The 21,696-nt window shown below is 68.0% G+C and carries 19 protein-coding genes; 9 read left to right on the top strand and 10 right to left on the bottom strand.

Annotated elements, in window-relative coordinates; translation table 11 throughout:
* Nucleotides 1-337: 337 nt before the first annotated feature.
* Genes ABD793_RS29245 through ABD793_RS29225 form a run of 5 tightly spaced genes read right to left on the bottom strand, consistent with a single transcriptional unit; the run spans nt 338 to nt 5,208 of the window.
* Nucleotides 338-1,381: a CaiB/BaiF CoA transferase family protein gene (locus tag ABD793_RS29245; RefSeq protein ID WP_344865762.1), complete on the bottom strand. Its 1,044-nt coding sequence runs from the start codon at nt 1,379-1,381 to the stop codon at nt 338-340.
* Nucleotides 1,378-2,142, bottom strand: coding sequence for a crotonase/enoyl-CoA hydratase family protein (locus tag ABD793_RS29240; RefSeq protein ID WP_344865760.1), 765 nt, complete (start codon nt 2,140-2,142; stop codon nt 1,378-1,380). Before ABD793_RS29240 ends, ABD793_RS29245 begins: the two co-directional genes overlap by 4 nt.
* The gene (locus ABD793_RS29235; RefSeq protein ID WP_344865758.1) at nt 2,139-2,894 is read right to left on the bottom strand and encodes an SDR family NAD(P)-dependent oxidoreductase; all 756 of its coding nucleotides are present in this window, start codon (nt 2,892-2,894) and stop codon (nt 2,139-2,141) included. The genes ABD793_RS29240 and ABD793_RS29235 overlap by 4 nt, the downstream gene beginning before the upstream one ends.
* Before the next feature lie 3 nt (nt 2,895-2,897).
* Nucleotides 2,898-4,055 (bottom strand): acyl-CoA dehydrogenase family protein, encoded by a 1,158-nt coding sequence (locus ABD793_RS29230; protein ID WP_344865757.1) that lies wholly within the window; start codon nt 4,053-4,055, stop codon nt 2,898-2,900.
* A gap of 7 nt (nt 4,056-4,062) precedes the next feature.
* Nucleotides 4,063-5,208 (bottom strand): thiolase family protein, encoded by a 1,146-nt coding sequence (locus ABD793_RS29225; protein ID WP_344865755.1) that lies wholly within the window; start codon nt 5,206-5,208, stop codon nt 4,063-4,065.
* Nucleotides 5,209-5,324: 116 nt separating this feature from the next.
* Between ABD793_RS29225 and ABD793_RS29220 the strand changes: the two genes are divergently transcribed.
* Both ABD793_RS29220 and ABD793_RS29215 read left to right on the top strand, forming a co-directional pair.
* Nucleotides 5,325-6,824: an AMP-binding protein gene (locus tag ABD793_RS29220; RefSeq protein ID WP_344865753.1), complete on the top strand. Its 1,500-nt coding sequence runs from the start codon at nt 5,325-5,327 to the stop codon at nt 6,822-6,824.
* On the top strand, nt 6,817-8,061 hold the full coding sequence (locus ABD793_RS29215) for a DUF3500 domain-containing protein (RefSeq protein ID WP_344865751.1): 1,245 nt from the start codon (nt 6,817-6,819) through the stop codon (nt 8,059-8,061). The genes ABD793_RS29220 and ABD793_RS29215 overlap by 8 nt, the downstream gene beginning before the upstream one ends.
* Here ABD793_RS29215 and ABD793_RS29210 read toward each other — a convergent pair.
* Nucleotides 8,034-8,780, bottom strand: coding sequence for a GntR family transcriptional regulator (locus ABD793_RS29210; protein ID WP_344865750.1), 747 nt, complete (start codon nt 8,778-8,780; stop codon nt 8,034-8,036). The two genes, ABD793_RS29215 and ABD793_RS29210, sit on opposite strands and share 28 nt — an antisense overlap.
* Nucleotides 8,781-8,791: 11 nt before the next feature.
* Entirely contained in the window at nt 8,792-9,571 is a 780-nt protein-coding gene (locus ABD793_RS29205; protein WP_344865748.1) for an SDR family oxidoreductase, read from the bottom strand.
* Nucleotides 9,572-9,700: 129 nt separating this feature from the next.
* On the opposite strand from ABD793_RS29205, the gene ABD793_RS29200 reads away from it, so the two are divergent.
* Nucleotides 9,701-10,552, top strand: coding sequence for a fumarylacetoacetate hydrolase family protein (locus ABD793_RS29200; protein WP_344865746.1), 852 nt, complete (start codon nt 9,701-9,703; stop codon nt 10,550-10,552).
* A 796-nt stretch (nt 10,553-11,348) separates the two neighbouring features.
* Here ABD793_RS29200 and ABD793_RS29195 read toward each other — a convergent pair.
* Entirely contained in the window at nt 11,349-12,365 is a 1,017-nt protein-coding gene (locus tag ABD793_RS29195) for an alcohol dehydrogenase catalytic domain-containing protein (RefSeq protein WP_344865744.1), read from the bottom strand.
* Nucleotides 12,366-12,562: 197 nt separating this feature from the next.
* Here ABD793_RS29195 and ABD793_RS29190 point away from each other — a divergent pair, with 197 nt between their 5' ends.
* The 6 genes from ABD793_RS29190 to ABD793_RS29165 all read left to right on the top strand — a co-directional run bounded on the left by ABD793_RS29190 (nt 12,563) and on the right by ABD793_RS29165 (nt 19,342).
* Nucleotides 12,563-13,714, top strand: coding sequence for a sugar ABC transporter substrate-binding protein (locus ABD793_RS29190; protein ID WP_344865742.1), 1,152 nt, complete (start codon nt 12,563-12,565; stop codon nt 13,712-13,714).
* On the top strand, nt 13,711-15,249 hold the full coding sequence (locus ABD793_RS29185; protein WP_344865740.1) for a sugar ABC transporter ATP-binding protein: 1,539 nt from the start codon (nt 13,711-13,713) through the stop codon (nt 15,247-15,249). Before ABD793_RS29190 ends, ABD793_RS29185 begins: the two co-directional genes overlap by 4 nt.
* 98 nt (nt 15,250-15,347) lie before the next feature.
* Nucleotides 15,348-16,307 (top strand): ABC transporter permease, encoded by a 960-nt coding sequence (locus ABD793_RS29180; RefSeq protein ID WP_344865738.1) that lies wholly within the window; start codon nt 15,348-15,350, stop codon nt 16,305-16,307.
* Nucleotides 16,297-16,794 carry a cupin domain-containing protein gene (locus tag ABD793_RS29175; protein ID WP_344865736.1) on the top strand — a complete coding sequence of 166 codons (498 nt, stop codon included), beginning with the start codon at nt 16,297-16,299 and terminating at the stop codon, nt 16,792-16,794. The genes ABD793_RS29180 and ABD793_RS29175 overlap by 11 nt, the downstream gene beginning before the upstream one ends.
* Nucleotides 16,791-17,903: a zinc-dependent alcohol dehydrogenase gene (locus ABD793_RS29170; RefSeq protein WP_344865734.1), complete on the top strand. Its 1,113-nt coding sequence runs from the start codon at nt 16,791-16,793 to the stop codon at nt 17,901-17,903. The genes ABD793_RS29175 and ABD793_RS29170 overlap by 4 nt, the downstream gene beginning before the upstream one ends.
* Nucleotides 17,900-19,342, top strand: a complete 1,443-nt coding sequence (locus ABD793_RS29165; protein WP_344865732.1) for an amidohydrolase family protein — start codon at nt 17,900-17,902, stop codon at nt 19,340-19,342. Before ABD793_RS29170 ends, ABD793_RS29165 begins: the two co-directional genes overlap by 4 nt.
* Nucleotides 19,343-19,902: 560 nt before the next feature.
* On the opposite strand, the gene ABD793_RS29160 is transcribed toward ABD793_RS29165, so the two are convergent.
* Together ABD793_RS29160 and ABD793_RS29155 are read right to left on the bottom strand one after the other, a co-directional pair.
* Entirely contained in the window at nt 19,903-20,388 is a 486-nt protein-coding gene (locus ABD793_RS29160) for a hypothetical protein (RefSeq protein ID WP_344865730.1), read from the bottom strand.
* Nucleotides 20,389-20,525: 137 nt separating this feature from the next.
* Nucleotides 20,526-21,332, bottom strand: coding sequence for an endonuclease I family protein (locus tag ABD793_RS29155; RefSeq protein ID WP_344865728.1), 807 nt, complete (start codon nt 21,330-21,332; stop codon nt 20,526-20,528).
* Nucleotides 21,333-21,696 lie beyond the last annotated feature (364 nt).

The following is a 21,696-nucleotide window of genomic DNA, read 5'->3' as shown; positions in this document are numbered from 1 at the left end:
AAGCTGAGGCCGGCTTCAGGATTTCGTTGGCCTGCTTGAGTTCCCGGTTGTCCCGTCGGAGCCGCTGCAACTCCCCACGCTCGATCGAGGCGACCGGAGCCGGGGCGCACTGGACGGACCAGCATCGCCGGCTTTCGCTGTCAGAATCCACCCCCGCAGGATCTCCCGGTGCACGTCGACCACCGGACCGATCGCGTGCGCCGTGGCGCAGGCGGACGGGTACTCATCCAGATGGTCCAGCACCAGCCGCAGCGCCGTCCTCACCCAAGGAAGCAATCCCCGTGACGGTTCAGGGCGCCCGACGGCAGGTGACGGTCCCGATGAACTCCCAAGAGGTTCATCGAATCCGATCGTTCTGCGGGCTGCCGAGCGGACCGATCCGCGGTGCGGCAGCGGCTTCGAAACCGGAGGCAGTGGGCGTGAGGGTGCCTCGGGCCTTGAGATGGCGGTCAGCGGCGGATTCGGTGAATGACAGCACCGGGGTGACACAGGCGTCGAGGCTCGCGAAGATCTCGTCCCAGTCGTCTCGCGGTCGCTGTGCGAACAGTTCGGTGAGGACGCGCCGTATTTCGGGCCAGCGGGCCGGATCCGCTCTGTCCGGCCAGCGGGTCGGCTCGATGCCGAGGCCGTCGAGAAGTCGTCCCCAGAAGGTGTCCTCGAGAGCGCCGACGGCGACGTAACGGCCGTCCGAGCATCGGTAGGTGTCGTAATAGGGCGCCCCTCCATCCAGGCGATTCGCCCCACGCAGGAGGCTCCACCGTCCTTCCTGGAGGTACTGGAACTGCATCTGGGCGAGCAGGCTGACGCCGTCGACGATGGCCGCGTCCACCACCTGTCCGCGTCCGGTGCCAGCACGTTCGTGCAGCGCCGCCAGCGCACCGATGACGGCGAGCATGGAGCCGCCGCCGAAGTCGCCGACGATGTTCAGCGGTGGCACCGGCCGTCCGCCGGCTCGTCCGATCGCGTGCAGGACGCCGGTCAGTCCGATGTAGTTGATGTCATGTCCGGCCTGGCTCGCCCGCGGGCCATCCTGTCCCCAACCGGTCACCCGAACGTAGATGAGGCCAGGGTTGACCCGCGCACAGTCGACGGGGCCGATGCCAAGCCGTTCGGTCACTCCTGGACGGAAACCCTCGACGAGGATGTCCGCGACGGCCACCTGTGCGAGGACCGCGGCGGGTCCCTCCGCTGACTTGATGTCGATGGTGCAGCGAGTCCGGCCACGCAGCAGGTGGGTGAGCACGCCTGAGTCCGCCGCTCCCGGGCGCTCGATACGCAGCACCTCGGCTCCCAGGTCGGCCATGATCATCCCGACGTGCACGGGTGGGCCGAGGCCGGCGAGCTCGACGACTCGAACGCCGACGAGTGGACCGCCCGTCATGTCCCTGTCCATTGTGGAGGACGCTTCGCCGCGAACGCCTCGGCACCTTCCCTCGCGTCGTTGCTCGCGAAGACCGGGTCCACAATGGACGCCTGGTTCCGCCACCTCTCATCCGGTGTCCAATGACGCCCTGCCGTGACGACCTTTTTCGAGGCGATGAGTGCCAAGGGGGCATTGCTGGCCATCTCGTTGGCCAGGCCCATGGCGGCCGCCAACGCCTGCTGATCCGCGACAACGCGGTTGACCAGGCCGAGAGCGGCGGCCCGGTCGGCACCGATCGGGGTCCCGGTGAGGATCATCTCCATCGCCACGTTCTCGGGGATCTTTTCCGGTAGGCGGAGCAGCCCGCCGGCGCGCGCGGCCAGACCGCGCTGCACTTCGGAAAGTCCGAATACCGCGCCTTTCGCGGCCACCACCAGGTCGCACGCAAGGGCCATCTCGAACCCACCGGCCAGGGCATATCCCTCCACCGCCGCGATGACCGGCTTCTCCGGCGGGGTCTGGGTCATGCCGCCCAGGCCGCGACCCGGAATACTCGCGACCTCGCCGAGGAGAAAGCGCTTCAGGTCCATCCCGGCACAGAAATGGCCACCGGCGCCGGTCAGGACGCCGACGGTGAGATCCGCTCGGTCATCGAGCTCGTCCCATGCCGAGGCGATGGTCCTGCTGGTCTCCTGGGTCAGCGCGTTGCGCTGGGCCGGCCGGTCGATCGTCACGACCAGTACCTGCCCGCGCTCCTCGACCACAACATCGGCGCTCATCGAGGGGCCATCCGCACCGCGCCGTCGAGCCGGATGGTCTCGCCGTTGAGATAGCCGTTCTCGAGGACGGTCACCGCGAGTCGGGCGAAGTCCGTCGGGGACCCGAGGCGCGACGGGTGCGGCACCGATCGCTCGATCCCCTCGCGAATGTCGGGCCGCAACCGAGCGAGCATCGGGGTGTCGAACACGCCGGGTGCGATGGTGTTCACCCGGATACCCCAGGACGAGAGGTCGCGGGCCGCCGGAAGGGTGAGCCCGTGGATGCCGGCCTTGGCCGCGGCGTACGAGGTCTGTCCGATCTGGCCGTCGAAAGCCGCGACCGAGGCGGTGAGCACCACGGCGCCACGGTCACCGTCGACGATCTCGTTGTGGCACATCCGCGCGGCGGCGACCCGGAGGACGTTGTACGTGCCAACGAGGTTGACCCTCAGCATCTCGGCAAACCCGGCGAGATCCGCTGGTTGGCCGTCCCTGGTGAGTATGCGCTTGCGATCGCCGCCACGCCCCGCGCAGTGCACCACGCCGCGAACGGGCAGGCCCCAACTCCGGGCAGTGTCGAAGGCCGCATCAAGGCCGTTCGGGTCGGTGATGTCCGACGCCACGAAGCGCATGTTCGCGGTGTCGGCATCGGCGGGCTCCGACAGGTCGGCGACGACGACCTTCGCACCGCGCTCGACGAGCAGATCCGCGGTGGCCCGGCCGAGACCGGAGGCACCGCCCGTGACGACCGCGGCCAGGCCGGTCAGCTGCATTTGTCATGTCCTTTTGTCGAGTCCCATGGACTTGCTGACGATGGTCTTCATGACCTCGCTCGTACCGGCGTAGATCCGTGTCACGCGGGCGTCGGCGAACAGCCGGGCGATCGGGTACTCCGTCATGTAGCCGTAGCCGCCGAACAGCTGCAGGCACTTGTCGACGGTGCGGCCCTGTACCTCGGTGCAGTACAGCTTCACCGCGGCGGCATCCACCGGATCGAGGACGCCGTCCCGGAGCTCGGCGATCGCGGTGTCCAGCATCGTGCGTGCGGCGAGTGTCTCCGCTCTGGCCTCGGCGAGAGCGAACTTCGTGTTCTGGAACGAGCCGAGCGAGCGCCCGAAGACCCTGCGGTCCCGGACATAGCGCACGGTGAGCTCGATGGCCGCCTCGGCCTGCGCCACGGCGCCGACGGAAATGGCCACCCGTTCCTGGGCGAGGTTGCGGGTGAGCATCGGAAACGCCCGGCCCACCTCGCCGAGGACGTTCGCTTCGGGCACGAACACGTCGGTGAACGACAGCTCGACGGTGTCCTGTACCCGCAGGCCGAGCTTGTCGAGCTTGCGGCCCTTGGCGAACCCGGCCATCCCGTCCTCGACCACGAACAGCGTGAGGCCGTCGCGCCGATCCGGCTCCTTCGACGTCCGAGCCAGCACGACGACGAGTTCGGCGTGCATACCGCCGGTGATGAAGGTCTTGGCGCCGGTCAGTGTGAAGCCCCCGGCCACCCGCCGTGCCGACGTCGCCACCCCGGCCAGATCCGAGCCAGTGTCCGGTTCGGACAGTGCGATGGCGGTGAAGAGATCGCCGGACACCAGCCCGGGAAACCACCGCGCCCGCTGCTCGGGCCCGCAGAAGTGGGTGAAGTAGGGCAGCACCACGTCGAGGTGGGTCCGGAGGGTGCCGAGCGTGACATTGTGCTTCGCTGCGGCCTCCTGCACCACGACGTTGTACACGTAGTCGTTCTGGCCCGCGCCGCCGAACTCCTCCGGGAGGTTCACGCCGAGGATTCCGCTCTCGCCGAGGTCGCGGTAGAGCTGACGGGGAACCTCGCCACGGGCTTCCCACTCGTCGTAGACCGGTAACACCCGGGTTCGGATGAAGTAGTCGACGACGCCGCGAAACTGCTGGTGGTCCTCGCCGATGATGGTACGTCGCATCAGGTTCTCACCCCAGCAGCTCGAGGATCGTGGCGTTGGCGGTGCCGCCGCCTTCGCACATCGTCTGCAGGCCGAACCGAATGCCCTGATCGCACATGTGGTGGAGCATTCTGGTCATCAGAATGGCACCCGACGCGCCGAGCGGGTGCCCGAGTGCGATGGCCCCACCGAGCGGGTTGACCCTGGTGAGCTCGACCCCGAGCGTTCGGCTCCAGGCGAGCGGCACCGGCGCGAAGGCCTCGTTGACCTCGAACACACCGATGTCGTCGATACCGAGCCCGGCGCGCTTCAACACCAGCTCGGTCGCCGGGATCGGTGCGGTGAGCATCTCGACCGGGTCGCCGCCGACCGCGACGCCGTCCCGATACCGGGCGATCGGGGTGATTCGCAGCCTCCGGCAGATCTCCGGAGTCGTCACCACCAGCGCGGCCGCGCCGTCGGAGATCTGGGAGGAGTTGCCGGCATGGACAACGCCGTCCGCGATGAACGAGGGTTTCAGTGCCGCCAATGTCTCGACCGAGGTGCCACGGCGGATGCCTTCGTCCCGTGTCATGGCGCCGGTGGGGGTAGCCACCGTGGTCAGCTGCGCGGTGAAGGCGCCGCCGTCCTCAGCTGCAGCCGCTCGCTCGTGTGACATCGCGGCGAACTCGTCGAGGTCGTGCCGGGTCAACGCCCACCGGGCGGCGATCGCCTCTGCGCTGATCCCCTGGTTGAAGCCGAAGTCGTCGTAGCGTTCGAGAACCGCCGGCCCGTAGGGAAGTCCGACGGCCCGGACCGCGCCGAGTGGAACGGCGCTCATCATCTCGACCCCACCGGCGATCACCAGCTGTTGCCGCCCGGACAGCACGGCCTGCGCGGCGAAGTCGACGGCCTGCTGGCTCGATCCGCACGCCCGGTTGACCGTGACCCCGGGGATCGTGTCGGGCCAACCGGCGGCCAGCGCGGCGAAGCGGGCGATGTTGCTGCTCTGGTCGCCGATCTGCCCGACGCAGCCCCAGACGACGTCGTCCACCTCGGCCGGATCGACACCCGCCCGGCCGACGACCTCGTTCAGCACGTGTGCGGACAGGTCGACGGCGTGCACGCCGGACAGCGCGCCACGTCGCTTGCCGATCGGCGCCCGAACGGCCTCCGCGATCACGGCTTCCGGCATCCGGCATCCTCCGTCCTCTGTTCATTCTGCGTCCAGTAAGGAGGCATCACTGGAAGAAACTGTATATCGTTGTAGCCTCAGAGCGCCAGACGTATGACTGAGAGGAGGGTCGCGACATGGCAGTGTCGTCGCGGTTCGCAGCCGTTGCGTGGCGGGGAGTCGAGTACTCGCCGGATGCCTTCGGCGACCTGGTCGCCAGGGCAGCTGGCGGGCTGGCGAGGCTCGGCCTCAGCGCGGGAGACCGTGTTGCCCTGGTAGTTCGCAACTGCGTCGAGGGTCTCGTCGCAGACCAGGCGGTGCGCAGGATCGGCGCGTACCCGGTCGCGGTGAACTGGCACGGCGCACAGGACGAGATCCTGTTCGTCCTCGGCGACGCCAAGGTCCGGCTCGCGTTGGCCCACCAGGACCTGTGGCCCTCCGGTGCAGATGTGCCGTTCATCAGTATACCGTTGACCGAGGGCGAGACGGGACCTGACGGCCAGCTCGCGTCCTGGGCCGAACTGCTGGCCGGCCCACGGTACGAGGGCCCGCGCGGGTCGGCCGAGACGATCATCTACACCTCGGGCACGACCGGGCGCCCCAAGGGAGTTCGCAAGCTGTCGGCCACAGCCGGGCAACGGGCACGGGCACGGGCGATGCGTGATCTGCTCTACGGGATCAGGGACGGTGCCAGGGTCCTGGTCGTCGCGCCGCTGTACCACGCGGCTCCGCTCCAGATGGCGCAGCACACCATCGAGCGGGGCGAGCTGCTCGTGCTGCACGAACGATTCGACGCGCAGCGGTTCCTTGCCGCCGTCGAGGAGCACTCGATCACCCACACGTTCCTCGTGCCGACGATGTTCGCCAGGGTGCTCGGCCTGCCTGCGGCGGTACGGAACGCCCATGACGTGTCGTCCCTCGAGTTCGTGCTGCATGCCGGGGCCCCGTGCCCGCCGGCACTCAAACATCGAGTTATCGAGGAATGGGGTGCCATCGTGCACGAGTACTACGGTTCGACCGAGCTCGGACCGGTCAGCTTCGCCACCCCGGAAGACTGGACCGCGCACCCCGGCACGGTCGGCCGCCCGCTGCCGGGAGTCGAAGTGGCCTTCCTTGATCCGGAGTCCGGGCTTCCCGGCGGGGCTCAACCGGCCGAGCTGGCGGTGTCGACAACGGCGTTCGGCGACTTCACCTACGAGGGACTGCCGGAACGACGCGCCGAGCTCCAGGCCGGTGACTTCGTGTCCACCGGGGATGTCGGCTACCTTGAGGATGGATATCTTTACCTCAGCGACCGCATCCGGGACCTGATCATCTCCGGTGGCGTGAACATCTACCCCGCCGAGGTCGAGGCCGTCATCCAGGAACTTCCCGGCGTCGCGGACTGCGCGGTGTTCGGCGTCACCGACGACGATCTCGGCGAGGTCGTTGCCGCACTGGTCGAGCCGGTCGCGGTGGCTCCGGTCGACCCAGCGGAGCTTGAGCGGCACCTTTCCGCGCGGCTCGGGCGGCTGAAACGGCCCAGGGTGATCGAGTTCTGCGACTCGCTGCCCCGCGAGCCCAATGGCAAGGTTCGGAAGCGACTGCTCAGGGCGGAGTTCGAGGAACGCATGAAGCAACAGGTGCAGGATGACTGATCCCTATCTCCGATACCGACGCGAGCAGGACGATCCTCGGCTGCTCCCGCTGATCGACGCCGACCCGGTCACCTACGTCGACCGTCTTCGGGCCAACCCGCGCGTCGACGCGCTGCTGAGTGACTGGGAGCGGCTGTTCGCGTCGACCTCGTTCGTCGGTGTGACCGATGCCGGCGACGTGGAAGACGGTCTTTTCGAGCAGGCCGACGAGGGTGCGCCAGTGGCCGGCGCGGTCGCTGCCGCCGAGAAGTTCCTTGCCTGCCTTGACGACGTGCGGCGGGATGCTGTCCGGCACGACCTGAACAGCCGCGTATGGCGAGCGTGGCTGAACCCCGAGATCTACCTTCACCGGTTCGGCGTACGCCTGGACGAAGCGTCGCCGGAAGTGCGGGAGCACGCCCTGCGGTTGCTCGAATCGACCTTGAGCGCCGAGGGATTCGCTCAGGCGCGTCGCATCATGCGGATCAATGCCCATCTCGGCGATCTCGTGCACGGCCAGGGCGTGCTCAACGAGTTCAGCTACAACGTCAACATCTTCGGGACGCCGTCACTGACGCAGCCGTGGGGTTGGCAGATCTACGGCCATCACCTGGCCGTCAACTGCCTTTTCTTCGGCCCCCAGGTCGTTCTGACGCCGGCCTTCCTCGGTTCCGAGCCGACCCACCTGCCCGGCGAGCCGCCGAATACGGCACTGTTCGTGCCGGCGGAGAAGCGAGCGCTCGAACTGCTCGCGTCCCTGGACGACGTGCTGCGTGCACGCGCCGTGCTCTATGCGGCCAAGCGTGATCCGCGCATGCCGCCGGGCCGGATCGCCGTCGGCGACGAGCTGAGCCTCGCGGGAGCGTTCCGAGACAACCGGGTCATCCCCTACGAGGGGGCGAGAATCGGCGACATGACACCCGAGTCGCGGGCCATCGCGGCCGGAGTGGTCGCGGAAATGCTCGCGTATCACCCGCCCGCCGCGCGGGCTGCCCGGCTGACGGATCTCGCACGGCACCTCGACCGCACGTACTTCTGCTGGATCGGTGGCCACGAACCGGCGGACCCGTTCTACTTCAGAATTCAGGGTCCCACCATCCTGGCCGAGCTCGACCACCACGCCGGCGTGTTCCTGTCCAATCCGGAGCCGGAGCGATTCCACACGCACACCGTCGTGCGGACGCCGAACGGGAATGACTACGGCGTCGCACTCACCAGCGCCGTCACCGGTCAGCGGCGCGACCTCACGGGGCTTTGAAGCTCGCCCTTCACACTTCCGCCGAAGCACACGAAGTCGTGCGCGACCGTCACCTGGTTGGCCGCCCCCGGGTCGGCCAGTCGGGCGAACACGGTCAGGGCCGTCCTGGTCAGATGACGCGCGACCAGTTCGGAGCAGGCGACCGCGTCGCGTTCGACGGCCGCGGCGTAGATCTCCTCATGGTCGTTCATCGCGAGTTGCAGCAACGCGATCTCGTCGGTCGCCCCCTGCACGTACATCCGCCGGTAGCGCTGCGCCTGATCCCACAGGCTGTCGACTTGGGGCAGCATCCGCTCGCCGCACCGGGCGTAGAGCAGCCGGTGAAACTGGCGGTGCGGTTCACGCGAGTTCGAAAGATCCTGCCGCGTGCAGGCGTCGATGTGCTCGTCGAGCGCCTTCCGCGCGTCGTCCAGCTCGGCGTCGGTCAGATGGGGAACGGTCAGCCGGACCGCGAGCGACTCAAGGACGACACGCATCGAGTACAGCTGTCCGAGGTCGTCCAGCGTGAGCGGTGCGATCCTCAGCCGCCGCCGAGGGCTCTGTTCGAGCAACGCCTCGCTCTGCAACCGGCGGACAGCCTCGCGCAGCGGGGTCCGTCCTACGCCGAGAACCTCGGACAGCTCCGCCTGCGAGTAGATCTGGCCGGGGGGCAACTGGCCGTCGAGGATCGCCGATCTGACGATGTTGTACGAATCCATGGTGGGGTCCGGGTCGGTCACACTGCCTCATCTCAGATCAATGCGGGATAGGTCCCGCCGTCCACATGCACATTGTTGCCAGAGACGAAACCCGCCCGCGCACTGCACAGGAACGCGCAGACCACGCCGAACTCCTCAGGGGTGCCCAGTCGCCCTGCCGCCACGGATGCCTCCTGGCGAGTTCGAGCCACCTCGTAGGTGATGCCTTCCCGCTCCATGACCCGCGCTGCCATGAAACGCTGCCGGTCGGTGTCGATGCGCTCGGGAAGCAGATTGTTGATCGTCACGTTGTCTCTGACCACCTCGAACGACAGTCCCTTCAGCGCGGCGGTCAGTCCGGCTCGGGCGGCGCTGGAAAGACCCATGGTCGGCCGGGGGGTGGTGACCATGGCAGAGGTGATGTTCACGATCCGGCCGAAGTGCCGGGCGCGCATCCCTGGCACGACGGTGGACACCAGCATCAGCTGCGACACCATGTTCGCCGACACCGCCGTCATCCAGTCTTCTTCGGTGAACTCGGTGAAGGTCCCCGGGCTCGGACCGTTGTTGTTGGTGACCAGGATGTCCGGCTCGGGGCAGCAGTCGAGCAGCCGCCCTCGCCCGTCCGCCGTGGTCACATCCGCCACGACCTCGGTGACCGCCACCTCATGGGCCGCTCGCAGCCGGGCAGCCGCGTCAGCGAGCCGGTCGGCGTTCCGACCGTTCAGCACCAGGTCCACGCCTTCGGCGGCGAGTGCCGACGCACACGCCAATCCGAGCCCTCGGCTCGATGCGCAGACCAGAGCGCTCCGCCCCCTGATTCCGAGTTCCAAGCCACGTGTCCCTTCTTCCGATCACCAGCACAACTGTATACTGTTTGACGGCTTAGTCGTGCACAATCAGCCATGATACCTGGTCAATCAGCACGAAGGATATCCAGATACTCCAGGGAAGAGGGACGAGTGAAGCTCGCAACTGTTGATTACAGCGGCCGTTCGCGAGTCTGTGTCGTCGCCGACGATCACGTCGTCCTGGTCGGCACGGCCGGACACGACGACCTTCGTGTGATGTACGAAGCGGGTGAACGGGGGCGCGCCGACCTGGCCGCCGCCTGCCAGGGTCACGGCGAGCGGATCTCCCGGCGTGGGGTGCGGTTTCTGCGGCCCGTCCTGGACCCCGGCGCGGTCATCTGCGTCGGGCTCAACTACCGGTCGCATCTGACCGAGCTGGGTCGAGGTCTACCGTCGGCCCCCACGCTGTTCTCCAAACTTCCCCATGCGCTCTGCGATCCGGACGCCGATGTCCCACTACCGCCGTCGGTGACGCAGCTCGACTACGAGGGCGAGTTCGTCGTGGTGATCTCACGTACCGCCCGGCACGTCGCCGCCGCCGACGCATGGGATTTCGTGGGGGGTGTCTCACTGATGAACGACGTGTCGGCGCGGGACTACCAACGTCGCACGAGCCAGTGGTTCGCCGGCAAGACCTGGGAGGCGTCCACCCCGTGGGGCCCGGTGGTAGCCACCCGAGACGAGTTGACCGAGGCCACGCTGGAGGTCACCGTCAACGGTGAGCGGCGCCAATCCGGGTCCTTCGACGACCTGTTGTTCGACGTTCCCCAGCTCGTCGCCGACATATCCCAGATCGTCGCGCTACGTCCGGGAGACCTGATCGCTACCGGCACTCCGGACGGCGTCGGCATGGCAGCCAAGCCCGAGCGGTACCTCGGCGACGGTGACGTGGTCGTGGTGCGGTCCGCGGCCATCGGCGAGCTGCGGAACGTGGTGCGGGCGACCGGCGGGAACCGGCGGTGAAGGCCGGTCGGTTCTACGGCGGCGGTGTCCTCGAGCTGCCTTCCGTGGTCGGGACACGGGGCCGGTGTGCTGCCGGAGACGGGTGAGCGCGCCTACTTCGACGAGTGCGTCGCCCCGTTCGGGCGATGGCCGAGCACACACTCTTCGCAAGGCACGGGTTGCTGCCGGCCCCGGCGGGTGTTCCCGATCAGGAAGCCGCCGCGCTTGGCAACGCCGGACTGGCCACGGCGGTGTCGCTGCCGTGGCGGGCGCAGCGGCGCGCGGGTGACCACGTCGTCGTGCTCGGTGTGACCGGGGTGGCCGGTCGTCTCGCGGTTCGACTCGCCTCGCTGCCCGGTGCCGGGGCCGTCGGCCGCTCCAGGGACCGGCTCGGCACGCTCACCGCCTTCCCGCACACCTGTGTCGACCGCACCGACCTCGACTCGCTCGCGGACCGGCTTGCGAGATGCGACCGGTGCCCGGTCGAGCTCTTCATCGACCTCGTGTGCGGGCCACCGGCCGGACAAGCACTACGTGCCTCGGCGACCGGCGCCCGCTACGTTCAGGTGGGAGCCAAGGCAGGAGACCAACTGACGGTGCCGGCCGCACTGCTGCGTTCTCGCCTGCTCAAGGTCCGTAGCATGGCCGGCTTCCTCGAACCTGCCGAGATTCGGGCCTGGGCCTATGCGATGCTGCAGCGGCACTACCCCTCGGGGCACCTGGTGGTCGACTCCGTCCGGTACTCACTTGCCCAAGTCGAGCAGGCATGGTCACCGCAGCGGACCGGCCCATCTGACAAGCTGGTGATGACCCCGGCTCACGCCGCACCCTGGCTCGGGTCGAGAACGACGCGCCCGCTGATTCGGCCGGCCTTCAGCAGCGCGAGCATGTCGTTGACCTCCGACAGGTCGGCGCGCCGGGCGATCCTCGGCACGACCCGCCGCTGTTCGACCGTGGCCAGTGCCGCGGCACTTTCGGTGACCGATGCGTTGCGCGAGCCGAGGACGCGGATGTTGTCGAGCACGAGCCTCGCCGAGTCGAGGCCGTACTCGACACCGGGGAAGTAGCCGCAGCACACCACGGTGCCGCCACGCCGTACCGCCGTCGCCGCGACGTCGAACCCGGCTCGCGTTCCGGACAGTTCGACCGAAAGGTCGACCCCGCCTCCGGACCAGTCCCTGATGTCCTCGACGTCGGCCGGTGCGCTGACCAGCTCGGCGCCGGCCGCCTGCGCGGCCGCCCGGCGTGACTCATCGATGTCGACCGCGGCCACCCGCGCACCGGCGTCTGCCGCGATCTGCACGGCGTTGATCCCGAGCCCACCCACACCGACGACCAGCGAGAACTCGCCCGGCTGCACCTTCCCCACCCCGTGCAGTCCGTGCCAGGGTGTGGTGACCGAGTCCATGGCGGCCGCCGCATCGGCAAAGTCCAGCCCTGCGGAGAACGGGATGGCGAGGTCGGCGCGAACCGTGGCGTACTCGGCCATGCCGCCGTTGCGGTCAAGGCCCATACGCACCGCGCCGTCGCAGAAGACCGGGTAGCCACGCAGGCACTCGCGGCACTGACCGCACGCGGCCAGGATGTGGCAGGCGACCCGCCGCCCGGTCGGCTCCAGCGTCCTCGGGTCCACCTCCTCGCCGGCGACCTCGTGTCCGGGAATGTGCGGCAGCTCCGGTCGAGGCGCGGTCGCCCCCGCCGCGAGTTTGAGGTCGGTCGCGCAGATGCCCACCGCGCGGACGCGGACGAGGAGCTCTCCCGCCCGTGGCTCGGGACGGTCGACCTCGGCGACGTCAAGTGGCTCGCCGAATGCGCGCAGTATCGCTGCCCTCATGGTGACCCCTGACTGTATATCGGATGGCCACTCAGCGGAGCGGGCAAGAGGGTCATACTTGGCCCCTGCCTGCGGCTGAGCAAGCCAGATGGTTGACGTAGCCCATACTGCCTGGCACCATCCGGTATATCAAACGGTCCGGCCGGATTGTCAAAGTGCCGACTGTCGGGCCACTGCCCGCTTTCGACGGAGGTCCAATGAAGGACACGAGCGCTTCGCATTTCCGCCGAGCTGTCGCGGGTGTCGCGTCGATCGTCCTGGCCGGCGCCCTCGCCACCGCGTGCACGTCCACCTCGGCGTCAAACGGTGCCGGCGGCAAGGTCGCCGACCAGCAGACGCTGAACAGGTTCTACGCGGGCGATTACCTGCCGGTGCCGACCTCCGGCCCGAGAGCGGTCCCCGGCAAGAAAGTGTGGATGATCTCCTGTGGACAGGCGTTCCAGCAGTGCGCGCTCGGTTCCGAGGCGTTCGAGGAGGCCGGCAAGAAGATCGGCTGGAACGTCACAGTCGTCGACAGCAAGGCAAACCCCTCAACCGCCAACGACCTGATCAAGCAGGGCGTCGCCGCCGGAGTCGACGGCATCGCGGTGTACGCGTTCGACTGCCCGACCATCAAGGGCGGCCTGCTCGCGGCCCGGCAGGCAGGCATCCCCACCGTCAACTTCTCCGGACTCGACTGCGACTACGGGAAGTTCGGCGGCCAGCCGCTGTTCACCCGGACGCTGCACGACCGGGGCGGCGACTCGTTCGAGAACTACGCGGCCGAGTACCAGCAGGCACGGGCCGACGTGCTGCTCGCATACGCGGGGAAGAAGGCGAAGATCCTGGACCTCCAGGAGACCAGCCTGACCAACAGTGCGGTCAAGACCGAGAAGTTCACCGCCCGTATCAAGCAGAAGTGCCCCGGGTGCGAGATCGTCCCGGTGAAGTGGTCCTACTCCCAAGTCCCGGCGGCGGCGACGCAGATTTGGAAGTCGGCCATCCAGAAGCACCCAGAGGCGACCGTACTGGCCAACGACGTCGACGACATCATCCCGCTCGGCCTGCAGTCGGCGATTCGCCAGTCCGGCCGTACCGACCTGAAGGTGATCGGCGCCGAGGGATCGGGGGCCAGCATGCAAGCCATCCGGGACGGCTCCGAAACCGCGGCGCTGGCGATCCTTCCTGGCTACGTATGGCAGATGTGGGGACTCGCCGACACCCTGAACCGGGTTTTCGCCGGGTCGAAGGACTTCCCCGACGAGGGCGGCGGCTGGACGCTCGTGGACAAGCAGCACATGCCGGCACCAGGCAAATCGATCAGCGTGCCGGACTTCAAGGCCGGCCTGATGAAGATCTGGGTCGGATGAGTACGAAGACCGTGGCCCCGGCTCTGGCCGTCACCGACGTCAGCAAGGCTTTCGCGGGAACCCAGGCGCTGCTGGACGTGTCGTTCGCGGTGACAGCCGGGCGGGTGCATGCCCTGCTTGGCGGCAACGGCTCCGGCAAGTCGACGCTGATCAAGATCCTGGCGGGTGTGCACCGGGCCGACCCGGGAGGCAGTGTCGTCGTCAACGGCACATCCGTTGCGGCGGACCGGCTCACGCCCGGACTCGCCCGGGAGATCGGGCTGCGGTTCGTACACCAGAACCCCGGTTTGATCCGGGACATGACGGTGGTGGAGAACGTCGCGCTCACCAACGGCTTCTCGCGCACGAGGTACGGCGGAGTCGCCTGGGGCGCTCTGCGGCGACGGACGCGGCGACTGCTGGATCGGTTCGAGATCGAGGCCGACCCGAACCAGCAGCTCTCCGAGCTGCGCCCAGCCGACCAGACGATGGTGGCGGTCGCGCGGGCACTGGAGGACGACCAAGACGGCCTGTCCACGTTGGTCCTCGACGAGCCGACGGCGGCGCTGCCTCGGCACGAGGCAGCGTTCCTCCTTGAGGCGATGCGGCGCTGTGCCTCGACCGGTCACACCATCCTCTTCGTGAGCCACCGCATCGACGAGGTGCTGGCCGTGTCGGAATCGGTCACCGTCCTGCGCGACGGTGTCGAGGTTCTCACCAGGGAGGCCGAAGGTCTCGACGAACAGCAGCTCGTGCAGGCGATCGTCGGACGGTCCCCGCGAGCGGTGTACCAGGTTCCTCCCGCGACCTCGGCCCTTGAGGCGTGCGTCGAGGTCGAGCACCTTCGTGGCGGGCCGATCCACGACGTGAGCTTCACGGCGCGGAAGGGCGAGGTGGTGGGAATCGCCGGTCTGCTTGGCTCGGGCCGGTCCGAGCTGCTCCGGATGATCTACGGCGCCCACCCGAGGGAGAGCGGTGACATCACGATCGAGGGTGGCCCGTACCAGGCGAACGATCCCAGCTCGGCGCTCCGCAACGGGGTGGCACTCGTACCGGAGGATCGGGCGGCCGACGGCGCCTTCCTCGACATGTCGGTGCTGGAGAACCTCTCGATCGGGCAGCTCGGCAAGTTCCGGGAGCCGCTGCGGTTCCGCCACGACCTCGAACGGGCGGCGGCGCGCGAGGACATCGAGAAGTTCACCGTGAAAACCCAGTCGCCATCGACCCCGCTGGCCTCGCTCTCCGGCGGGAATCAGCAGAAGGTGCTCCTCGCGCGCTGCCTGCGCTCGGCACCGAGGGTGTTGCTCCTCGACGAGCCGACGCAGGGGATCGACGTCGGGGCGAGGGCCGACATCTTCGCCATCCTGAGCGAACACGTCGCGCGGGGGCTGACCGTCATCATCGTCAGTTCGGACTTCGAGGAGCTGGCGCGGGTCACCGATCGGGTCCTCATCCTGCGCGGCGGCCGGATCGTGGCCGACGTACCCGCGCAGAGCGTCGATGCCGCCGCAATCACCGAATTGGTCTACTCCGCACCCATGGGAGCATCGTCATGAGCGACGTGACAAGCGAAGTCGCCAACCGATCGTCGGAGGCGGAGCCGGAAGGCACGAACAAGGCCCCAACCGACCCTGGGCGCCGGCGGAGTTCGCCGGTGGATCTGCTCGAACGCTACGGACTTCTCGGCCTGCTCGTGGTCGTGATCGTGGTCTTCAGCATCTGGTTGCCGGACACCTTCGCGACCGCCGCGAACTTTCGCGCGGTCGTCACGACACAGGCGGTCGGCTCCGTCGTGGCAATGGCGCTGCTCTTACCACTGGTCTCCGGGCGCTTCGACGTGTCGATCGGAGCGACGACCGGCATGTGTGCGATCGCGGCGGCGGCGACCATGTCACGGTACGGGCTGAGCCTTCCGCTCGCGGTGCTCGTCGCGGTGGCGGTCGGGCTCGTCGTCGGGCTCTTCAACGGCTTCGTGGTGAGCTACCTCGGTGTGAACTCGATCATCGGGACACTCGGGACGACCACTGTCCTCGGCGGGATCATCGCGGCATACACGCACGGCACGCCGATCAGTGACGGCCTCTCGCCCGCGCTGACCAATCTCGGGACCACCGGCCTGCTCGGCGTGCCGAGTCTGTTCGTCATCGCGATGGTCATCTGCGTGGCGTGCTGGTACATCCTCACGCAGACACCATTCGGCCGGCGGCTGTTCGCGGTCGGCTCCAACCTCGCGGCGGCCCGCCTCACCGGCCTCGGCGCGCGGACCCTGGTGGTGTCGAGCTTCACCCTCGCCGGAGTCCTCGCGGCGCTGGCAGGCATCATGCAGATCGGTGCGCAGGGCTCGGCCGACCCGCAGGTGGCCGGCATCCCCTTCATCCTCCCGTCGATGGCCGCGGTGTTCCTGGGCGCGACCACCATCCATCCGGGCCGCTACAACGTCCCTGGGACGATCGTCGCGCTCCTCTTCCTCGGCACGACCGTCAGCGGGCTGGCGCTGGCGGGTGCGTCGCCGTGGGTCACCGACGTCTTCAACGGTTCAGCCATCATCGCCGCGATCGCGATCTCCGCGCAATTCCGGCGCCGTCGTACAGGAGAGTTGGACATTGGAAGCTAACGAGTTGCGGTTCCGAGCGATCGCCGCCGGCGCGGGCATACCCCTTGCCATTGGTGTGGGAACAACGATCGTCGAGACGTCGGAGGACACGGCAGGCGCATACCTGATGACGCGATCGACGTTGGCACCCCGGTCGATCGTTCCCCCGCACGTTCACCGGGTTGAGACCCAGAGTGTCGTCGTGCTCAGTGGAACGATTGGCGCCTGGGTGGCGGGAGAGCACAAAATACTGGAGGCCGGTGGCTGTTTCCAGCGGCCACCAGGACTCGCGCACTCCATCTTCAACCCGACGGACAAACCGGCGAGTTTCCTCGAGATCACCGCACCGGCAAGGCCGTTCGAGGACTACATGCGGCGGTTGAGCGCATGGAACGATGCGCACACGGCGCGGCCGGAGGCTGTCGCCGAGCTCGCTGCGACGTGCGGGATCACGTTCCTCCAGGAGCAGCTGGCCGACATTCGCACCACCTACGGACTGACGTCGTGACCGGCGAGAACGGGCGACCGGCGACGATGCGCGCCGCGCTGCTACTGGCCGCGGGCCGGATGGAGGTGCGGGAGATACCCGTGCCGGAACCGGCGGAGGGCGAGGTGCTCCTGCGGATCACCGGGGCCGGCCTGTGCGGCTCGGACGCCGCGCTGTTCACCCAGGGGATGGCGGCATTTCCCCCCGATCGCCGTGGCGAGCTGCCGCTGGTGATCAGCCACGAGTTCGCCGGCGAGGTCGTCGAGCTGGGCCGGAGTGTTGACGGGCTGCACCTCGGCGAGGTCGTCGCCTGTGGTGCCGGCATCTCATGTGGGGCATGCCGCGCGTGTACGGCCGGCCGCACCAACCTCTGCGAGGAGTACCGCACCCTCGGCGCCCACTTCAACGGGGGGCTGGCCCAGTACTGCGCCGTCCCGGCGAGCGTCTGCGTCCCGGCCTCGCCGCTGGGAGCCTCGGGCGACGATGTGGCGCTGGCGCAGCCGATGGCCGTGGCCAGTCACGCTCTGTCGCGTGCGCACGTGACCGCCGCCGACCGGGTACTGGTGATCGGGTGCGGTGGCATCGGCGCGTTCGCCGTGTGGGCGGCGAAGTCGCTCGGCGTGCACGTGTCGGCCACCGACCTGAGACCGGACCGCCTCGGGGTCGCGGCGGCGCTCGGCGCCGACTGGACCTTCGACGGCTCCACGACATCGGTCCAACAGGCTGTCGCGCAGGGCTGGGGCTGGAATGTCGTCATCGAGACCACGGGCGCGCAGTCTGCCCTTGACCTGGCGATTTCCGGCGCACGACCAGGTGCGCGGATCGTCCAGCTGGGCCTGCACCATCAGCCCCGTGCGCTTCCCCTCAAATCGCTGACGCTCAACGAGGTGGACATCATCGCGTCCTACGCGCACGTGTGCGCGCAGGACCTGCCGCGCGCACTGAGTCTCCTGGCGACCCGTCCGCAGGGCTGGGCCGACATCGCGCCCACGGTCAGCACGTTGAGTGATGTCGTCGAGGATGCGCTCGTTCCGCTCGCCACCGGCGACGCCGGGCGAATCAAGGCACTCGTCGATCCGTTCGCCGTGAGCACGCGTCCCTACTCCCGGGAGAAGGGCGACCAGTCGTGACACCCAGCCGGGTCGACGGCCGGCGGAAGTTGTCGCCCCACTCGAAGCGGGACATCCAGGCGCTCCCCTCGGGCAAGGATGCGAGTTATCTGATCACCGGGGCCTACCTGCTCACGATGGACGAAACACTCGGCAGCCTTGACGGCGGCGACGTGCTGGTCGAGCACGGACTCGTCACAGCGGTCGGCGCGGACCTGGCCCAGCTGGTCTCGCCATCGACCACGGTCATCGACGGCCGCGGCATGATCGTTCTTCCCGGGTTCCAGGACGCACACCGACATTGCTGGCAGAGCCAGTTCCGCAGAATGTTCTCCGACACCGAAATCACCGGCTACATGAAGGCATGCCATGACCTCTTGGCACCGGCCTATTCGACCGACGACATCCACCTGGCGGGCCGGCTCAGCGCGTGGGGCGCCGTTGACGCGGGCATAACGACCGTCATGGACTTCATGCACAACACCCGCACGGTCGACTACGCAGTCGCGGGGGCGCAGGCGTTCGAGGACGCCGGGGTGCGCTGCGTGCACACCATGGGTCCGCCGTCAAAGGGCAGCTGGGACCGGCGCTGGCCACACAATCTCGCCGAGATGAAGGAGCGGTTCGCAGGTTCGAACCTCGTCACGGTTCGGCTGGGCCCGTACGGAGACCCAGAACTCGACCAGCCCACCAAGACCGTATCAAGGGATCTCATCGAGCTGGCCAGGTCGATGGACCTCGGCATCACGGTCGATGCAGTGTTCGGGGACAGGTCGTCGCAGCTGTTGGCCGAGCTCGCGAGTTCGGATCATCTCGGGCCCGACGTCGCGCTCATCCATTGCAACGCCCTCACCGACAACGCGTGGGAACGTATCGCCGAGGCTGATGCAAGGGTGATCTTGGCGCCGACATCGGACACCTGGCTGGGCATCTATGACGCGACGCCACCGATCGACGCCGCCCTTTCCCACGGCGTACGACCGGGCCTCAGCATCGATGTGGAATGTTCGCTGAGCACGGACATGTTCACGATCATGCGCACCGTGTGCACGGTGCAGCGCATGTCCGCGCACCGGAAGGCATGGGCCGAGGGGAAGGCGGGGGTCGGCATCACGACGCGCCGCATCCTCGAAATGGCGACGGTCGACGGGGCGCGGGTGCACGGTCTCGATCACGTGACCGGCACGATCACCCCCGGGAAGCAAGCCGATCTCATTGGGATCAGCGCCGAGGACATCAACAACCTTCCCCTCAACGACGCCACCGCGTCCGTCGTCCTCGGTTCGGACGCCCGCAACGTGAAACTCGTCATGGTCGCCGGCAAGATCCTCAAGTGGGGGCGCACCCTGATCGGTTGCGACGTCGACGCCCTGCGGCTGGCGGTGCGCGAATCGAGAGACCGCCTCATCCGGGACAGCGGGCTGCCAGCGCGTCCGCCATCGGCACCGCCTCGACCATGACGGCGATCCGGACGAAGACCGCCGCCGCGCACACCACCCACTGAAATGAGCAATCGCCGCCATCCTGCGTACTGCTACCACCTCGCTACACGGATCCGCCTGCCCGAGATCAGCATTCTGAGCCTGGTCATCCACGGAAACGCCGTTGTGCCAGTTCCCCCTGCGGCCGGTTGGCTGTGGCGGGAAACGGTCGGCCGCGGCTGCTCGCGGGCTGTCCGGAGTCCGGATTTTCTTTGGATGGCGGACCCCGGCAGCGGTCGGCGGAGGCACGCCGGGCCGGTGGTGACGCTCCGGTCCATCAGCGAGGGCGGTCCGGTACTTGGAGTTGATGGGCGCCTCTGACACGCGAGCGGTGGGCGTGCCGGCCGGCCGAGCGTTCTTTGCGGGTGGCCCGGAGAACCCGGCGATTGCTGCGGTCGACGGATCGGCGCTGCGCGCCCGGTGAGCGTTCGTATCTTACTGAGGATATGGCTTTGACCCAGGAAAAACCGGTCACGGGCTGGTGTCGTGCCGTGTGGCGGCGATGGGTGAAAAGGCGGTCGGCCATTGTTGTGCGCGGGCTACTCGCGGTCTGCGTCGTCTCCGGCGGGCAGGTCCAGGATGCGGGCGATCTTCTCCAGCGCCATGTCATTCCGGTCCGTCAAGCACTTTGGTGCAGACCTCGTGCACGACGGCGACCGAGTGGCCTGTCCACGCGGCGACCTGAGCGGGCTGCCGTCGTCGGCGACGCCGTACGGCTCAACGTGGTGCTGAAGCGTCGCCGTCAGCAGCGGCGGGCACGGCACTGGCCGCACCTCTCCCCTGGCGCGTTGCTTGAGTCGTCGACGATCTCGCCGTTGCGCGGTGCCGGTCCACGCCGCGCCGGCGATCGGGGTTTTCTGCAGCAGTTCCTTCTCCACGGCGAATTCGAGCGCGTTGAACACAATCGCCCGGTTCCGGTAGACGGTATTCGCCGCCGTGCATTTTCGGCGCAGGCTGATCCAGCACGGTGAGGTCGTCGAGCGGCGCCCCGCCGGCTTCGCGGCTAGTCGGTCGCTCTCGGGCACAACGATGGAGTTTTTCGCATCACATCAGGGGCACAAAAGAGTCGGCGGATCGAACTGTCCAATGCGGACACTTTGCTCGAAGCCGAGTCAATTCCCTTCGGCCACAGTGGAATTCTCGCCGACGGGGAGTGCGGGTATCAGCCGTAGATCGAGCCCGCCCATTCGGGGTGGTCGATGAACGGGTTTCGGTTGTGCTGGAACTGGTCGTAGATGACCTGGTTGCGGTGCTGTTCGGTGGCATCCGGCGGATCCTGGGAGTTCCAGTCCAGCAAGACCGAGAGGCGGCCGATGGCAGGCGCGGAGCCGTTGTCGACACTGTCATCGGGTTCGAGATCGGGGTAGCCCTCGGTGCCGTCGTAGCGGACGGCCATGTAGAGGATCATGCGGGCCACGTCGCCCTTGACCGCGTCGCGGGGCTCGAACGAGTCGTCGTCGGTGCGGTTCCCCGGCGCCTGGTCGACCGCGGAGCCGCCGTTGTCGAAGTCCTTGTTCCCGCGGGCGCCGTTGACCGAGACGTCCTCGGCCCGCAGGTGGTGCAGATCGGTGCCGGGGCCGGGCGCGGTACCGAAGTCGCCGTGGGACTTGGCCCAGACGTGCTCCCGGTTCCAGTCGTCGGGATCGCCCCCGTTGGCGGTTTTCGCCTGCGACCGGCCGCTGTAGATGAGGACGACGTTCGCCGGGTTGGCCGGGTCCTCGTCGGCGGCCTTGATCCCGTCCCACACCTGGTCGTAGGTCAGCTTGGTGTTGGTGCTGATGATGGTGTGCAGCGCGGCCTTGAGCTCGGCGCCGGTCTTTCCTTCGGCATCCCGGTAGTAGTCGCCGGCATCGACCGGAGCCGCGGACGTGGTGCCGGCCGGTGCCGCGGACGCGACCGGGGCCAGGCAACCGGCGCCGACCACCGCGCCGAGCGCGAGCACAACAGGGACACGGCGGGCGGTGCGCATGGACGGTTCCTCTCCCCCGGGGACAGCGGCCCCGGTCGGGACCTCGCCGACCCGATCGGCACCTGGCGGAAAAATACTTTCACATCTGTCAACAGGGACAGACCGGATGAACCGGATCAGCGGCGGCAAACCAGGCCGCACCCGGCCGAACGTGGCTCACCGTCCGGAAAGGACGGTAATTTCCATGCCGGCATTCCCGGACACAAGGAAGGCAGACCATAGTGGACACTCACCGCGAATCCCTTATCCGCCTGTGATTATCTAAATAGGACAGTCTATTAAGGACTTTCCGGAATAGACTACATGGCAGCAGCACCGCTGATCCATCGCCATCGCGCCAGAGGGCCGGTACGATCACGGTGCG

It is taken from the genome of Amycolatopsis ultiminotia, from assembly GCF_039536925.1.
Classification (GTDB): domain Bacteria; phylum Actinomycetota; class Actinomycetes; order Mycobacteriales; family Pseudonocardiaceae; genus Amycolatopsis; species Amycolatopsis ultiminotia.
The sequence above is the reverse complement of the archived record's forward strand: the minus strand, read 5'-3'. Positions and strand labels throughout refer to the sequence as shown.

Bases quoted from the DNA above. Each gene is read 5' to 3' on its own strand.
- ABD793_RS29235 (WP_344865758.1), bottom strand. From the start codon at position 2,894: ATGCAGCTGACCGGCCTGGCCGCGGTCGTCACGGGCGGTGCCTCCGGT.
- ABD793_RS29155 (WP_344865728.1), bottom strand. From the start codon at position 21,332: ATGCGCACCGCCCGCCGTGTCCCTGTTGTGCTCGCGCTCGGCGCGGTG.
- ABD793_RS29225 (WP_344865755.1), bottom strand. From the start codon at position 5,208: ATGCCGGAAGCCGTGATCGCGGAGGCCGTTCGGGCGCCGATCGGCAAG.
- ABD793_RS29195 (WP_344865744.1), bottom strand. From the start codon at position 12,365: ATGAGGGCAGCGATACTGCGCGCATTCGGCGAGCCACTTGACGTCGCC.
- ABD793_RS29190 (WP_344865742.1), top strand. From the start codon at position 12,563: ATGAAGGACACGAGCGCTTCGCATTTCCGCCGAGCTGTCGCGGGTGTC.
- ABD793_RS29230 (WP_344865757.1), bottom strand. From the start codon at position 4,055: ATGCGACGTACCATCATCGGCGAGGACCACCAGCAGTTTCGCGGCGTC.
- ABD793_RS29245 (WP_344865762.1), bottom strand. From the start codon at position 1,381: ATGACGGGCGGTCCACTCGTCGGCGTTCGAGTCGTCGAGCTCGCCGGC.
- ABD793_RS29185 (WP_344865740.1), top strand. From the start codon at position 13,711: ATGAGTACGAAGACCGTGGCCCCGGCTCTGGCCGTCACCGACGTCAGC.
- ABD793_RS29240 (WP_344865760.1), bottom strand. From the start codon at position 2,142: ATGAGCGCCGATGTTGTGGTCGAGGAGCGCGGGCAGGTACTGGTCGTG.
- ABD793_RS29215 (WP_344865751.1), top strand. From the start codon at position 6,817: ATGACTGATCCCTATCTCCGATACCGACGCGAGCAGGACGATCCTCGG.
- ABD793_RS29220 (WP_344865753.1), top strand. From the start codon at position 5,325: ATGGCAGTGTCGTCGCGGTTCGCAGCCGTTGCGTGGCGGGGAGTCGAG.